Source organism: Paenibacillus aestuarii (assembly GCF_027789125.1).
Classification (GTDB): Bacteria; Bacillota; Bacilli; order Paenibacillales; family NBRC-103111; genus Paenibacillus_E; species Paenibacillus_E aestuarii.
Window position 1 is genome coordinate 148,385 of the sequence record NZ_JAQFVF010000002.1, and the last position, 14,439, is coordinate 162,823.

The following is a 14,439-nucleotide window of genomic DNA, read 5'->3' on the forward strand; positions in this document are numbered from 1 at the left end:
ATGAAGTCCCTTCGGCACCGGCCATTCGAAGCAACATTCAAATAACTCTTGTAGATATCACAGAAAAAGCTTCGCGAATTGAACATTTCAAATGGTTGAAAAATTGGATAATAATTCAAAATTTAACTTTACATTCAATATATGTTTTTGTATAATATAAATACGAACAAATGTTTTGTTTCTTGGAGGTGAATGGTGTGACTTTTAGTTTGCATGATGCTAGTCAGCTGGACTTCCGCTCAGAAGCGGATTGCGTAGGGTATTTAATGAAAAAGCGCTGGTCGGGCGGATTCTGCTGTCCCAATTGCGATAATGATACTTTCTATAAGATTCAAACTCGTAACTTATTGGAATGTAAGGAATGCAGGGTTCAAATCTCATTAACGGCAGGAACAATCATGCATAAGTCCAAGCTGTCGTTATTGGTGTGGTTCCGAGCTATTCAAATTCTAATACAGGATGGTCATCGGCACACAGTCACTTCTTTTGCTGAATTGATGGGCATTAATTACCGTACTGCAAAATTATTAATTGCAAAAGTTGCCTTAGCCTTGCAAAAAGAGCAGCTGCGATTTGATAAAAGTGTACAGCAGCATAAGACCGATCAAGTAACAAAATCTACGAAACGGAAGCAAAAGATATCATATTTTTTAAAAAATAATGCCGAAGCGTTTCCGAAACAATATCAATTTGCTAAATGGATGAAAGCTTTTTTATCCGTAAGGTTATATCCAGTCTTTTTGAAATGCTATCATCGGTTGAATTGACTTAATGCAACCCAATAAAAAACCTCCCCGCACATAAGCGAAGAGGTGAAATGATTTACTTATTCAACAATCAATGTTGATTTCATATTCGCATGGCCAGAACCACACATTACGGAACAGATAATGGGGAAAGAACCGGTTTTATCAGGTGTAAAAGTAAAAGTTTTTTTGGTGCTATCCAAACTTACTTTAAAATCCTTGATCGATACGCCGTGTGCACCTTGAGTATTATCAAGAGTAATCGTAACAGGCTCGCCTTTTTTGACGTGATATTCGGTTTGATCGAATTTAAAATTGCTTGCTTTAATTGTAACAGCTTGTCCGCCTGCCGCGGCAGAATCCGTGTTAGTAGGAGCTTCTTGAGCTTTTTTGCTTCCACAAGCCGCAAGTGCCATTGCCAAGCAAATGCCCATCAAGATGATAAGTATTTTATTCATGTCAAACCTCCGCTAATTTATTCCATCCATGATTATTGTACACGAGCAGACCTGAAAATAAAGTGACAAACTCGTGAAACGAAATTAGCTGGCCATAAAAAAATCGGCCCGGCGAATGGAATCGCTGCAGACCGATTTTTTGTAGGCTGAACTTTATCGGTGATCTTCTCTTCCGGTTAACCCCTGTTCAAAAGGAGTTTTCACTGGAATGAAGAGATCGATGATCCCGATGACTAGAGCTGCAAGGATTGCACCTATTATGCTTGTGGAGACGTTGCTAACAAGAAATTGAGCCAGCCAGATAACGAGGGCGCTCACGATGAAGCCAACGATTCCTCTCCCGAAGGGAGTAATTTTCTTGCCGAAGACTCCCTCAATAATCCATGCAGCGATTGCAATGACGAGTGCAAGGAAAAAAGCACTCCAAAATCCTCCTACGCGAAACCCGGGCACTAGCCAACTGACAAACATTAATACCAAAGCTGATACGATAAATCTGACGAGATGTCCAAGAAGATGCATCTAGATTGCCTCCTTCGATTTGGATTCACAGTAAAAGCTGGGTTCACAACTTAGTGTATCCGAAACATTTTTAGATTATCGAAGGAAGCATCTTCCATATAATGATTGTCTCCATAGCTAATCGCCTGCGCTTTGGTTTATAATATAGCGTAGAGAAAAGAGGTTGGAGAAAGTTGAATAACAAAATTCTAAAAACATTAGAATATCAAAAGATTTTACATAAGCTGAGTCATCATGCCGCAACCTCACTTGGCAAAGAGGTTGCCGAACAATTGGAGCCTGTCGGCGATTTTGAGTTAGTCAAGCTGCGGTTGCAGGCAACTGATGAAGCGACTAATGTAGAAAGACTCAAAGGAAACGCGCCGTTCGGCGGCATTCGTGACATCCGCGCTGCTTTGCACCGTTCACGTATTGGCGGAATGTTGAATCCATCCGAACTACTTGATATTACCACTACTATGTTTGGCACACGTAGACTGAAGCGTTTCGTGCTTGCCGTACATGAGGAATATGCAATTCCCATGCTTAAAGATCAAGTAGAGCTGCTGAGTGAGAACAAGACATTAGAAGATAAAATTAACAGCTGCATCGATGAAAATGCTGTTGTTGTCGATAGCGCAAGTATCGAACTGGGCCGTGTTCGCAGTGAGCTTAGAGCAGGCGAAGCTAGGGTTCGTGAGCGTTTAGAGCAAATGATACGCAGTTCTTCTGTTCAAAAAATGCTGCAGGATGTATTAATTACGATTCGTAACGACCGTTATGTCATACCGGTTAAAGCAGAATACCGTTCTAGCTTCGGCGGGATGATTCATGACCAATCTGCTTCAGGTGCAACGTTATTTATTGAACCGGAGTCCGTGGTCCAATTGAATAACAAGATCCGTGAACTTAAGCTGAAAGAAGAAGTTGAAATAGAGAAGATTTTGCGCGCTCTCACGGCGCTGGTGGCGGAGCAATCCGATTTGCTTGTTTCCGACGTTGAATTGCTTGCGCAATTGGATTTTATTTTCGCGAAAGCCGGTTTAGCTAGAGAGCTGAAAGCTACGCAACCAAGATTGAATGACCGCGGCTTTATTAAAATCAAACGGGGCCGACACCCGCTAATCCCTATAGATACGGTTGTTCCACTTGATTTGGAGCTTGGGAATAACTATACGCAAATCATTGTAACGGGGCCTAATACCGGTGGGAAAACGGTATCGCTGAAGACGGTCGGCTTGCTTAGTCTCATGGCTATGTCCGGATTGTTCGTGCCGGCTGAAGAAGGCAGTCAACTATGTGTGTTCGATGCGATTTATGCCGATATCGGCGACGAACAAAGCATTGAACAGAACTTAAGTACGTTCTCGAGCCATATGACGAACATTATTAGTATTTTACGGGACATGACGCCGAAAAGTCTGGTATTGCTTGATGAACTTGGTGCAGGAACCGATCCTGCGGAAGGCTCGGCTTTGGCAATCTCTATTTTAGATTACATTCATCAGATTGGATGCCGGATTATTGCAACAACGCATTACTCGGAGTTAAAGGCATATGCATATCAAAAGCAAGGGACTATTAATGCGAGTATGGAATTCGACGTACAGACGCTAAGTCCAACGTATCGCCTCCTTATCGGTGTGCCTGGGCGAAGCAATGCTTTTGCGATTGCAGAGCGTTTAGGACTCTCCCACCGGATTATTGAGCATGCGCGGGCACAAGTCGGCGAAGAGGATATGCGCGTCGAGTCGATGATTGCTTCGCTGGAGGAGAACCGGCTGACCGCGGAATCCGAGCGCAATGAAGCTGAGCGGCTGCGCCGCGAAGCCGAAGAGCTGCGCCGCGATCTGGAGACGAAGCAGGCGAAGTTTGACGAGCAGCGTGATAAGCTGCTCGAGAAGGCCGAGCGTGAAGCGCGCGAGGCTGTCGCCAAAGCGCGCCGCGAGGCGGACGAAGTCATCGCCGAGCTGCGTCGCATGGCGCAGGAGGAAGCCGGCGGGGTCAAGGACCACCGGCTGATTGAAGCGCGCCGCCGCTTGGACCAGGCGGCGCCGGAGCTGCGCGAGAAGCGCGAAGCGCGTGCGCAGAAGAAGCGGCCTGAGCAGATCGAGGCCGGCGATGAAGTGCGGGTCGTGAACCTCGGCCAGAAGGGTCACGTTGTTGAGATTGCCAGCCGTACGGAGGCGATCGTGCAGCTGGGTATTATGAAGATGAAGGTCAACTTGTCTGACCTGGAGAAAGTCGGCTCTGCGCCGCAGAAGAAGCCGCAGCAGACTGCGACGACGGTGAAGCGGTCGCGGGATGAGAACATCCGCACGGAGTTAGACCTGCGCGGCCTTAATTTGGAGGAAGCGCTCATTGAAGCGGATCGCTTCCTCGATGAATCTTTCCTAGGGAATCTCGGTCAAGTTTATGTAATCCACGGGAAAGGAACGGGCGTATTGCGCACCGGGATGCAGGATTATTTACGCCGGCACAAGCACGTAAAAAGCTATCGGATAGGCAACTATAACGAAGGTGGCGCAGGGGTCACAGTTGTCGAATTGAAATAACCTACAAAAAATTCTATTTTATTTTGAAACCCCGTCTTTGCAGCTACGTATGTAATGAGTGTAAGCACCGGTGAAACAAAATGAAGTTGCAATACTTGTTCAAAGACGAATTTCAAAAAAACGAGGCAGGAGCTTGCTTGGATGAAATGGCTCTGTGTTCTCTAATTTAGGAGGAAATATACAAATGGGAATTTTCAAAAGACTGCGTGACATGACAATGGCTTCAATCAACGATCTGCTGGATAAAGCGGAAGATCCGGTTAAGATGCTTAATCAGTTTCTTCGCGATATGGAAGAAGACATTTTGGAAGCAGAGTCTGCTGTAGCGAAACAAATCGCCATTGAGAAGAAATTCAAACAGCAGTATGAAGAAGCCGAAGAAATGGTGACGAAGCGTTCTGAACAGGCGATGAAGGCGTTGGAACAAGGGAATGAAGATTTGGCCCGCCGCGCACTGCAGGATAAGAAAGAGCATCAAGAGCGTTTCGATGAGTTGAAACGTCAGTATGATTTGGCTAAAACCAATGCTGATCAACTTCGCAACCAGCTGAGCGAAATGAAAGAAGAGTTCGGCAAGATGAAGAACAAGAAAGATTTGTTGATTGCACGTGCCGAAGCGGCAAAAGCGCAGAAGCAAATCAACCAAGCGATGACTGGCTTTGGCAAAGATAACGCGGCCAAAGGTTTTGAGCGCATGAATGATAAGGTGCTGCAAATGGAAGCTGAAGCCCAGGCAAGCGGCGAAATCCGCGCGAAGAGCCGCAGCTTGGATGACGAGTTTGAACAGCTTGATAAATCCGGTGGCGTTGAAGACGAATTAGCTGCAATGAAAGCAAAGCTTGCTGAAAAAAAACAATCCTAATGATATACTAAACAATGAACCTGCGAGAGACTGAGATAACTCAGTCTCTTCTACCTTTTGCGAAGGAAGGCAGGAGTTGATATGAATAAAGAGGTGGATGTGTTGCTCAGTAACCCGTATTTAGCTACGCTTGCATTTTTTGCTGTTGCTGTAATCGCGCTTGTGGTATTTTTGACGATTTTTGAGCTGGTCACGAAGTATGATGATTGGGCTGAGATCAAAAAGGGCAATTTGTCCGTGGCGATGGCAACGGGAGGCAAGATTTTCGGAATCTGCAATTTGTTCCGATTTGCGATTTTGAATAATGATACGATGATTCATTCACTGATCTGGGCGGGGTACGGCTTTATTCTTCTACTCGTGGCTTACTTTATCTTTGAATTTTTAACGCCTTATTTTAAAATAGATGAGGAAATCAAAAATGATAATAAGGCAGTAGGTCTTCTTTCCATGATGATTTCGATATCTCTTTCCTACGTTGTCGGAGCTTGCGTTACTTAATTTTGATAACTTCACCTAGATTGCATTCATATTGTCGTGGGGGCTTGAACGAATGAAATACCTGTGGGGAACCTTGTTTGCTATAGCATTTGTATTTATGGCGGCAGGGGTTTATTATTTATGGAAGTATGCTTGATGATGTGGAGGATTATTCAATGAGTGCCAACGAGGAAATCGTATGTCCATGGTGCCAGACTGAGATTGTGTGGGACCCTGAGATTGGACCGGAGGACGAATGTCCGCATTGCTTTAATGAGTTAAATGATTATCGTTCGATTCAACTCACAGTGAAACAAACAGGGCAGCCGCTCCGTTTTGAGGATGATGTGGAGCAGGGCGAAGATCTGTCTACTGTTTGGGACGATAGCGATATGCCACTTGATAGTTATGGAGAGGCGGTTCAGCGTATCTCGGATGAGCAAGAAGAGGCGCCTGAGTGCTCCAACTGTCATGAGTTTATGCTGCTGGCCGGAGATGAAGTGATTAGTGAGCGTGCGTTTACACCGCACATTTCCAAGACATTAGGCTCTGCATTTTTAACTGCGCCTATTACTTTCAATGTGTATGTATGTCCTTCTTGTTTTAAAGTAGAGAAAATATTGTCCGATACTGATCGTCTCCTGATGGTCGAACGAATTAAAAAAGAGTAGGACGAAACCGAATCCATGCAGGATTCGGTTTTTTTTGGCTGATCATATTTTTTCCTGATTGGGGAAGCTTAACAAGAGCTATTTCTATCCCAGGGGAAAGGTGTGGAGCAGCATGCAGCAGGAATCTGGCGGCCAGCGAACTCGTTCCGGATGGACGGGAACGCCGAGGCAGGCCAATTATTTTGAAGAACGAGGAAAAACAACGGACACAGGGCAGCGTCCTGCAAAAAAGGGGGAGCTGGACTCCCAGACGATTTTGCTTTTGGCTGTTCATACGTTGTTTGGCATAGCGAATGCGTTATCAGGAACGTTTGTAGGTGTCTATCTCTGGAAGGCGAAAAACGATTATACGTTGATCGGCTGGTTTACGTTGGTGACGCATTTAACGATGGCCCTTACGTTCTGGTTAGCCGGCAAATGGGTGAAAGAGCACAATAAAATGAACTGCTTGCGGGCCGGTGTCGCGGTATCGGCAGGATTTTATATGCTTGTACTTTGGCTCGGACCATACAGTTATCAATATTTCGTACTACTCGGGGTCGTGCAGGGCATTTCAACCGGCTTTTTTTGGATCGCTTATAATGTCGTTTATTTTGAAGTTACTGATCCTGATAACCGCGACCGTTATAACGGCTGGGCAGGGCTCTTGGCCTCAGGAGCGGGGATCGTAGCACCTTGGATCTCTGGTCTGTTAATTGTGGGGCTAGGCGATAAAGCGGGGTACCGCTTGATCTTTTCGATATCGTTAGGTATTTTTGTAGTCGGTGTTGTCGTCAGTTTCTTTTTAAAAAAGCGAGAAGTGCAGGGCTCCTATGAATGGATGTTCCCAGTGCGCTGCCTGAGGCAAGCGGGGACGCCATGGGCTCGGGTCTTTTTAGCGCAGATCGCGCAGGGCTTCCGGGAAGGCGTCTTTGGTTTCATGATCGGGTTGTTGGTCTACATCGCCACGGGCAGCGAGGCCAGTCTGGGCAATTTTGTGCTGATCAATTCAGCCGTAGCCTTAGTTAGCTTCTGGTTAGCTGGAAAGTTTGTAAAACCGCGATTTAGAAAAAGTGCAATGCTGATAGGGGCAATTATGCTTGTGGCGATTATCGTACCGTTCTTTTGGAAGCTGAATTATTTTACTTTGCTTCTATTTGGTGTCGCTGCAGCCACTTTTTTTCCGTTATATTCGATTCCTATGGTCTCTGCAGTGTTTGATCTTATTGGCTGCAGTGAGGAGAGTGCGAAGCAGCGGGAAGAATATGTTGTTCTTCGCGAATTGGGACTAAATACAGGACGCGTGCTCGGTGTGCTGCTGTTTATATTGGTCGTATCGTGGAGTGCCACACCGCTTGTGCTAAAACTGCTTTTACTTTTCATCGGCAGTTCTACGGTGGTTGCCTGGTTCTTTATGCGCAAACAGCTTGCGCTGTATAAAACTTGACATCGTACGAGGTTCCCGATGACAATGTGAATAATGTTGTAAGAAGGAGAGGGAAACCTTTGACGCATAAAAAAATGGTGAACAATATCACGGAATTGATCGGGGATACACCGGCAGTGCGGATTAACCGTCTGCTGCAGGAAAGTGATGCCGAGCTATATGTGAAGCTCGAGTATTTTAATCCAAGCGGCAGTGTCAAGGACCGTGCCGCGTTTAACTTGATCGCGCAGGCGGAGAAGGACGGTCGGCTCCAGCCGGGCGCGACCATCATTGAGCCGACCAGCGGCAATACAGGCATCGGCCTGGCGATGAATGCCGCAGCCAAAGGCTACAAAGCCATCCTGGTCATGCCGGATAATATGACCAAAGAGCGGATTAATCTGCTCAAAGCCTACGGAGCAGAAGTGGTGCTCACGCCAGCGGCGCAGCGCATGCCGGGGGCGATCGCCAAGGCAGAGGAGCTGCGGGCGCAGCTGCCGGGCAGCTTCATTCCGCAGCAGTTCGAGAATCCGGCGAATCCGGACATTCACCGGACGACGACGGCGCTGGAGATTATCGAGCAGATGGACGGCCGGCTCGATGCGTTTGTCGCGACGTCGGGAACAGGCGGCACCATCACCGGGACAGGTGAGGTGCTGCGGGAGCGGCTGCCGGGCATCCAGATCTACGTCGTGGAGCCGAAGGGCTCTCCGGTGTTATCTGGCGGCAGCCCAGGGCCGCATAAGCTCGTGGGGACGAGTCCGGGCTTCATCCCGGCCAACTTGAACACGAGCGTGTATGACGAGATCGTCCAGGTCGCCGACGAGGATGCGCTGCAAACGACGCGGGACCTGGCGAAGTATGAGGGCATCCTCGTCGGCCCGTCCGCCGGGGCGTCGGTCTGGACGGGGATGCAGGTCGCCCGCAAGCTCGGCGCGGGCAAGCGGGTGCTTTGTATCGCGCCGGATACGGGCGAGAGGTATTTGAGCATGGGCATTTTTTAAAATGAACATAAATGCGATTAAAGACGGTTGCTTTTCTTTGGGAAAGGCGCCGTCTTTTTTTGCATGTAGTATTGTGGGGGAAGGGAAATATTTATTTGCAGATGTATTGAATAAAAATTCAGTTATTAGTATAATTATTTATACAAGAGTGACCGTGTAGAAAGGTGGATAAACCATGAAATTAGCATATGTGAATCAGTTTCCGCAAAAGAAACAGCTCGCGGAATTTATACAAGCTTATACATCCGAATGCATACAATCCGGAATACAGTTGGAAGAGACGCTGCACATCGAAAGTCCGCAATGCGTCATTTCGGTGTATGACGAGAATGAACTCGTTGGTATCGGATGCCTGGAGCAAGCGATGAACATTCATGTTCGTCCGGCGTATAAGGAACGCGAGATCGAGATAACCGTGAATAAATTATTGCAAGCAGAATCGAAGTTTTGTGTGTCACAAGCAAAATAACGTATGATTTATGCGTATAACAGCCATTAGGGTGATCCTAGTGGTTTTTTTAATGATTGAATTCGGACTGCAATTCATTGTAAGATTGAAAGATCAACCATTAACCATCAGTGAAAGGAAGGTTTAACCATGGATACTTTGAAGCTTAAAATTCTCGAGATACTGAAACAAGATGCGCGTTGCGACGCGGCGATGATCGCCACTATGTTAGGTGCGGCGGAAGCCGACGTGGCGCGAGCGATAAGCGAGATGGAAGCGGATAAGGTCATCGTCAAATACAACACAGTGGTAAACTGGAGTAAAGTGGATGACGAAAAGGTTACCGCCCTGATTGAAGTGCAGATTACGCCGGAACGCGGACGCGGCTTTGACGCGATTGCGGAACGGATTTATTTATATCCGGAAGTAAAGTCGGTATATCTCATGTCTGGCGCGTATGACCTGCTAGTCGAAGTTGAAGGCAGCTCGCTGAAGGAAGTGGCTTCCTTCGTATCGAATAAATTGTCACCGATTGATCGCGTGCTTTCTACCAAAACGAATTTTATCCTAAAAAAATATAAACAAGACGGCATTATTTTCGAGGATCAGGAAGATGATCATCGATTGCTCGTCTCGCCGTAAGGAGGCGCAAAGACTATGATCAAAGATGAACTTACGGTTTCTCAAGAGAAGAAGAAGTCGATGAAAGATTATTTGTCTCCGGCGGTGCGCGAGATTCCTCCTTCCGGTATCCGCAAGTTTTTTGATTTGGTAAGCAACAGCAAAGAGGACATTATCTCTCTTGGTGTAGGCGAACCTGACTTCTCAACGCCATGGCATGTCCGCGAGGCGGCTGTCTATTCTTTGGAACGAGGCCGCACCAAATATACGCCGAATTCCGGTATTCCCGAGCTTCGGGAAGCGATTGCCGAGTACTTGCATAAGTCATTTCAAGTGAAGTACGAGCCAACGAACGAAGTGCTGGTTACGGTCGGCGGCAGTGAGGCGATCGACTTGGCGCTGCGGGCGCTGGTGACGCCGGGGGATGAGATTTTGATCCCGGAACCGTGTTATATTTCGTACTCGCCGATTACGACGATTAGCGGTGGGAAGGCTGTCGGCGTCGAGACGTTTGCCAAAGATCAGTTCAAGCTGACGCCTGAAGCTTTGCGCGCGGCGCTTACGCCACGCTCCAAAATATTGATCCTGTGCTATCCGAGCAACCCAACCGGGGGGATTATGAGCTATGAGGATTGGTTGCCTATCGCCAAGATCGTGGAAGAGAACGACTTAATCGTCATTTCCGACGAAATTTATGCCGAGCTTACCTACGGGCAGAAGCATGTCAGCTTTGCCGTTATGCCAGGCATGAAAGACCGCACCATTCTCGTCAGCGGTTTCTCCAAGGCGTTTGCCATGACAGGCTGGCGGATGGGCTATGCGTGCGGCCACCCTGAGCTGATCTCGGCGATGACGAAGATCCACCAATACACCGTGATGTGCGCACCGATCATGGGTCAGGTTGCGGCACATGAAGCTTTGACCAACGGTCTAGAGGAGAAGGACCGGATGATGGAGTCCTACAACCAGCGCCGCAGACTCGTTGTGAAAGGGTTCAGGGAAATCGGTCTGGAGTGCCATGAACCGCAAGGAGCGTTCTACGCGTTCCCAAGCATCGTCAAGACGGGGATGACCTCGGACGAATTTGCGCAGCGCTTGCTTTATGAAGCGAAGGTAGCGGCCGTCCCAGGACATGTGTTCGGACTCGGCGGTGAAGGCTTCTTAAGATGTTCCTACGCCTATAGCGTCTCGCAGCTCAATGAAGCGCTGGAGCGGATCGGTAATTTTCTTAAAAAATTGTAATATTCATATAAAAACATATGTTCAATAACGACAAAAACTGGTATTCTGGAAGTAAGGAGGGATGAGCATGGCGTCTATGGAATATCAACTATCTACTTTTAGCAAACATCTGCATATTCGCGAAAATGAATCCGAACAACACTGGTTGTTCAAACATGCCAAGAAATCCAACTCCCTTACTCCATTGGAAGAAGAAATTCATTCTCTTCGTCGGAAGCTGGAGCAAATGGTGGTAGAAGGAAGAGCAATGACTTCTGATGCCGTTGTTGAACTAAGTATGAAACTTGATAATAAAATCAATGAATATATGAATAAAGGGAAAAAAAGTCGGTGATGAGCCGGCTTTTCTCATGAAATAGAGGCGGTATACAATAAGCTCCTGGAGGTACTGAACTCACCATGAAAAACAAACAAGTGAAACTGCTGATGCTGACGATCGTTGCGCTGATGGTACTGCTGGCTGGTTGCGGCGGTCCTAAGCCGGACGTTTCAGTATTCGTTATGGGTCAGCAAGGTTTCCCTGCCGAGCTTGGGGGGAAGCTGGAGCAATCGTTGAAAGATAAAGTCGGGGCTGCGCCAACGGTGAAGCTCGTGACCTCGCCCATTTTCTCCTTGGAAAAAATGATAGTTGAGCTGGCCGCCGGGGAAAACGGCATCTTCATTTTACCGAAAGAGCAATTTGATTCCTTGAGTAAACAGGGCGGATTCGTGTCTTTGGACGATACCATCAAGCCGGAAGATTATCCGAGTGGCGTTCTGGAAATTGGTTCTGAAGGCCAGCCTGCGGAGAGGCATTTATACGGAATCCCTTTGGATGGGAATAAATGGATGAAGGATCAAGGCATTGACGGTAAAGGTCTCATCGCGTTCATCCCACAAAATGCCCAGAAGATCAATGAGGCCAAGCAAGTGCTGAAACTAATTGCTCAAAAATAGAATAGCTAACGGGAAGTTGTCTTGTACAACGGTGGAAACTCGTCTATAATCTACACAGAGCATGACCCATAGACGAATACCAAATACAGCCATAGGTGCAGGCGAATTCCTTCTGAGGAAGCCGCCGCTTAAAAGGGAAGCCGGTGCAAATCCGGCACGGTCCCGCCACTGTAATTCGGGAAATACCCTCGATTTGCCACTGTTCCATGCAGGAACGGGAAGGTGAGGGAGATGAAACCCGAAAGTCAGGAGACCTGCCTAGGTACTGTTCACGAATCCTTCGAGGAAAAGGATTGCGTCGTTAAATCAGGAGGCAGCTCCATGTCTGCCATACTTTCCGAGTTTATCGTCCCCTCTGTTCCTGTGGAACGGAGGTTTTTTTATGTCTGCGGTCATGACGGTCGAAAGCATAAAAAAGAAATGAGGTACATACGAATGCGCTTAAAAAGATGGAAGCAAACGATGCTGCTGACGGCAGCCTTCGTTACAGCCGTGAGCTTGACGGGCTGCGGCAAGAAAGAGCCGGAGCTGACGGAACCGGCGAAGCTGGGAGGCGGCTCGACAGCCAAGCCGCCGAAGGCGCCAGCAGCATCGGCACCTGCGGCTAGTGCGGCTCCGGCTGCTGCGAAGAAGACGCAGTATCCGTTGAAAGTCAAGGATGCGACGGGCAAGGAGTTTACTTTTGACAAGGCGCCGGATCGCATCGTTTCTGTATCTCCTGCGGAGACAGAGGGATTGTTCGCGCTGGGCTTAGGTGATCAAATCGTCGGCGTTTCCGACTTTGACGATTACCCGGAAGCGGCGAAAGCGAAGCCCAAGATGGGCGGCATCACCAAGCCGAACGAGGAAGCGCTTATTGCCGCAAATGCCAGTGTGGTGTTCACCGGCGTTTCGATGAGCAAAGAATCGGTTGAAAAGCTGCGCGCGATGAACATTACCGTGTTCAAAGTCGAGCCGAAAACATTGGATGACGCCATGGCCGATATTCAGACGTTTGGTCTGATCACCGATCATCAGGAGCAAGCGGACAAGGTCGTATCCAAAATGAAAGACGACCGCCAGAAAGTGGTGGACGCTGTGAAAAATGTTCCGGCCGATCAGAAGAAGAAAGTGTATATCGAATTCAGCCCTGGTTGGACGGTTGGCAGCGGCGAGTTCATGGACGAGTTGGTTAAAATTGCCGGCGGCGTCAATGTGGCCGCTGAGAAGCCGGGCTGGTACCAAATCAGCGAGGAGAAAATTATTCAGCAAAATCCGAACGTCATTTTGTTCGCCCAAGGATTTGTTGATGATAAGACGAAAAAACCGCTGGACGACATCATTCGTTCACGCAGCGGCTGGGATCAAATCGATGCGGTGAAAAACAATCGAGTGATCGGTGTCGATCAAAACCTGCTAAGCCGTCCAGGTCCGAGATTAACCGACGGGCTGCTTGAAATGGCGAAAGGCATGTACCCCGAGCTGGTGAAATAATGAACAGAAAATTAGTGCTGTGGGGAGGAGTAGGTGTTATACTCCTTCTTCTTTCTATTCTGATCAGTGTATCGCTCGGAACAGCGAAGCTGCCGGTGCCGCAAATCGCCACTATTCTGATCAAGCAGCTGCCCTATGTGGGCGGGCACATCGACGTCACCTGGCCGCAATCGTCCGAGCAAATTGTGATGAAGGTACGGCTGCCCCGTGTGCTGCTCGGGGTGCTTGTAGGCGCTGCCCTGTCTATAGCCGGTACGGCATTCCAAGGCGTGCTGCGCAATTCGCTCGCCGATCCCTATACCTTGGGGGTATCGTCCGGAGCTTCGGTCGGCGCCGCCTTTTTGATCTATTTTGGGCTGCAATATGCTTGGTTCGGGCAATGGTCCATTCCTGTCGTAGCGTTTGCTACCGGACTTATATCTTTGTTATTAGTGCTCCAACTGGCGCAGATCGACGGGAAGCTGAAGCTGGAGACTCTTATTTTATCCGGAGTTGTGATGCAGGCCTTTTTGGGAGCGATGGTGTCGTTCATGGTGTCCCTCTCGAAGCAAGTCATTAATGAAATCATGTTTTGGCTGATGGGCTCTCTGGCCATGCGAGGATGGTCGTATACGCTGATGCTGCTGCCTTATCTGCTGGTGGGCTTCATCGTCTTAATCTGCTACGCGAGGCCGCTTAATTTGCTCGCGCTTGGCGAACGCCAGGCCTCGCATCTGGGGGTTCACGTGGAGCGGACGAAGCTTGTCGTGCTGATCACCGCCACATTTATTACAGCTGCTGCCGTATCCGTTGCGGGGGTGATCGGCTTCGTCGGGCTGATCGTGCCGCATTTGGTGCGGCTGCTCGTGGGGCCGGATTACCGCTTGATTTTACCGCTGTCTGCGATTGGCGGAGGGCTATATGTGTTATGGGCGGACACGTTGGCGAGAAGCCTGCTCAGCCCGACGGAAATTCCGCTTGGCGTCATTACTGCTTTTTTGGGAGCGCCATTTTTTGCCTACTTGTTACATAAGGATAAGAAAACACAAAGAGGTTGA

16 protein-coding genes and 1 riboswitch are annotated in these 14,439 nt (G+C 48.3%); of the genes, 14 read left to right on the forward strand and 2 right to left on the reverse strand.

The annotated features are described in order from the left end of the window. Positions 1-197: 197 nt before the first annotated feature. Positions 198-767, forward strand: a complete 570-nt coding sequence (locus O9139_RS01060; protein WP_270877583.1) for an IS1595 family transposase — start codon at positions 198-200, stop codon at positions 765-767. Between the two features lie 59 nt (positions 768-826). Here the strand turns inward: O9139_RS01060 and O9139_RS01065 are convergent, their stop codons facing one another. Next, entirely contained in the window at positions 827-1,204 is a 378-nt protein-coding gene (locus O9139_RS01065) for a cupredoxin domain-containing protein (protein ID WP_270877584.1), read from the reverse strand. A 153-nt stretch (positions 1,205-1,357) separates the two neighbouring features. After that, on the reverse strand, positions 1,358-1,726 hold the full coding sequence (locus O9139_RS01070) for a phage holin family protein (protein ID WP_270877585.1): 369 nt from the start codon (positions 1,724-1,726) through the stop codon (positions 1,358-1,360). 173 nt (positions 1,727-1,899) lie between these two features. Between O9139_RS01070 and O9139_RS01075 the strand changes: the two genes are divergently transcribed. From O9139_RS01075 to O9139_RS01135, 13 genes are all read left to right on the forward strand, one after another. Next, complete coding sequence (locus tag O9139_RS01075) at positions 1,900-4,260, forward strand: endonuclease MutS2 (RefSeq protein WP_270877586.1); 2,361 nt, start codon at positions 1,900-1,902, stop codon at positions 4,258-4,260. A gap of 184 nt (positions 4,261-4,444) precedes the next feature. After that, a complete protein-coding gene (locus O9139_RS01080) occupies positions 4,445-5,122 on the forward strand; it encodes a PspA/IM30 family protein (protein ID WP_270877587.1) in 678 nt (225 codons plus the stop codon). An 81-nt stretch (positions 5,123-5,203) separates the two neighbouring features. Continuing rightward, positions 5,204-5,623 carry a DUF350 domain-containing protein gene (locus O9139_RS01085; protein WP_270877588.1) on the forward strand — a complete coding sequence of 140 codons (420 nt, stop codon included), beginning with the start codon at positions 5,204-5,206 and terminating at the stop codon, positions 5,621-5,623. A 155-nt stretch (positions 5,624-5,778) separates the two neighbouring features. Beyond that, positions 5,779-6,273 carry a hypothetical protein gene (locus O9139_RS01090; RefSeq protein WP_270877589.1) on the forward strand — a complete coding sequence of 165 codons (495 nt, stop codon included), beginning with the start codon at positions 5,779-5,781 and terminating at the stop codon, positions 6,271-6,273. A 112-nt stretch (positions 6,274-6,385) separates the two neighbouring features. Then, the gene (locus tag O9139_RS01095) at positions 6,386-7,699 is read left to right on the forward strand and encodes an MFS transporter (protein ID WP_270877590.1); all 1,314 of its coding nucleotides are present in this window, start codon (positions 6,386-6,388) and stop codon (positions 7,697-7,699) included. Between the two features lie 74 nt (positions 7,700-7,773). Then, entirely contained in the window at positions 7,774-8,682 is a 909-nt protein-coding gene (gene cysK / locus O9139_RS01100; RefSeq protein WP_270877636.1) for a cysteine synthase A, read from the forward strand. Between the two features lie 175 nt (positions 8,683-8,857). After that, positions 8,858-9,151 (forward strand): hypothetical protein, encoded by a 294-nt coding sequence (locus O9139_RS01105; RefSeq protein ID WP_270877591.1) that lies wholly within the window; start codon positions 8,858-8,860, stop codon positions 9,149-9,151. Between the two features lie 129 nt (positions 9,152-9,280). Then, complete coding sequence (locus tag O9139_RS01110; RefSeq protein WP_270877592.1) at positions 9,281-9,772, forward strand: Lrp/AsnC family transcriptional regulator; 492 nt, start codon at positions 9,281-9,283, stop codon at positions 9,770-9,772. Positions 9,773-9,787: 15 nt separating this feature from the next. Continuing rightward, the gene (locus tag O9139_RS01115; protein WP_270877593.1) at positions 9,788-10,993 is read left to right on the forward strand and encodes an aminotransferase class I/II-fold pyridoxal phosphate-dependent enzyme; all 1,206 of its coding nucleotides are present in this window, start codon (positions 9,788-9,790) and stop codon (positions 10,991-10,993) included. 67 nt (positions 10,994-11,060) lie between these two features. After that, positions 11,061-11,327, forward strand: coding sequence for an aspartyl-phosphate phosphatase Spo0E family protein (locus O9139_RS01120; protein WP_270877594.1), 267 nt, complete (start codon positions 11,061-11,063; stop codon positions 11,325-11,327). A 65-nt stretch (positions 11,328-11,392) separates the two neighbouring features. Then, positions 11,393-11,929 (forward strand): hypothetical protein, encoded by a 537-nt coding sequence (locus tag O9139_RS01125; protein ID WP_270877595.1) that lies wholly within the window; start codon positions 11,393-11,395, stop codon positions 11,927-11,929. Positions 11,930-12,006: 77 nt separating this feature from the next. Continuing rightward, positions 12,007-12,205, forward strand: a riboswitch (cobalamin riboswitch). 159 nt (positions 12,206-12,364) lie between these two features. Beyond that, on the forward strand, positions 12,365-13,402 hold the full coding sequence (locus tag O9139_RS01130; RefSeq protein WP_377525196.1) for an ABC transporter substrate-binding protein: 1,038 nt from the start codon (positions 12,365-12,367) through the stop codon (positions 13,400-13,402). Beyond that, positions 13,402-14,439: a FecCD family ABC transporter permease gene (locus O9139_RS01135; protein ID WP_270877597.1), complete on the forward strand. Its 1,038-nt coding sequence runs from the start codon at positions 13,402-13,404 to the stop codon at positions 14,437-14,439. The genes O9139_RS01130 and O9139_RS01135 overlap by 1 nt, the downstream gene beginning before the upstream one ends.

Coding starts and splice junctions, on each gene's coding strand:
- O9139_RS01065 (WP_270877584.1), bottom strand. CDS start 1,204: ATGAATAAAATACTTATCATCTTGATGGGCATTTGCTTGGCAATGGCA.
- O9139_RS01070 (WP_270877585.1), bottom strand. CDS start 1,726: ATGCATCTTCTTGGACATCTCGTCAGATTTATCGTATCAGCTTTGGTA.
- O9139_RS01080 (WP_270877587.1), top strand. CDS start 4,445: ATGGGAATTTTCAAAAGACTGCGTGACATGACAATGGCTTCAATCAAC.
- O9139_RS01085 (WP_270877588.1), top strand. CDS start 5,204: ATGAATAAAGAGGTGGATGTGTTGCTCAGTAACCCGTATTTAGCTACG.
- O9139_RS01090 (WP_270877589.1), top strand. CDS start 5,779: ATGAGTGCCAACGAGGAAATCGTATGTCCATGGTGCCAGACTGAGATT.
- O9139_RS01095 (WP_270877590.1), top strand. CDS start 6,386: ATGCAGCAGGAATCTGGCGGCCAGCGAACTCGTTCCGGATGGACGGGA.
- cysK (WP_270877636.1), top strand. CDS start 7,774: ATGGTGAACAATATCACGGAATTGATCGGGGATACACCGGCAGTGCGG.
- O9139_RS01105 (WP_270877591.1), top strand. CDS start 8,858: ATGAAATTAGCATATGTGAATCAGTTTCCGCAAAAGAAACAGCTCGCG.
- O9139_RS01110 (WP_270877592.1), top strand. CDS start 9,281: ATGGATACTTTGAAGCTTAAAATTCTCGAGATACTGAAACAAGATGCG.
- O9139_RS01115 (WP_270877593.1), top strand. CDS start 9,788: ATGATCAAAGATGAACTTACGGTTTCTCAAGAGAAGAAGAAGTCGATG.
- O9139_RS01120 (WP_270877594.1), top strand. CDS start 11,061: ATGGCGTCTATGGAATATCAACTATCTACTTTTAGCAAACATCTGCAT.
- O9139_RS01125 (WP_270877595.1), top strand. CDS start 11,393: ATGAAAAACAAACAAGTGAAACTGCTGATGCTGACGATCGTTGCGCTG.
- O9139_RS01130 (WP_377525196.1), top strand. CDS start 12,365: ATGCGCTTAAAAAGATGGAAGCAAACGATGCTGCTGACGGCAGCCTTC.
- O9139_RS01135 (WP_270877597.1), top strand. CDS start 13,402: ATGAACAGAAAATTAGTGCTGTGGGGAGGAGTAGGTGTTATACTCCTT.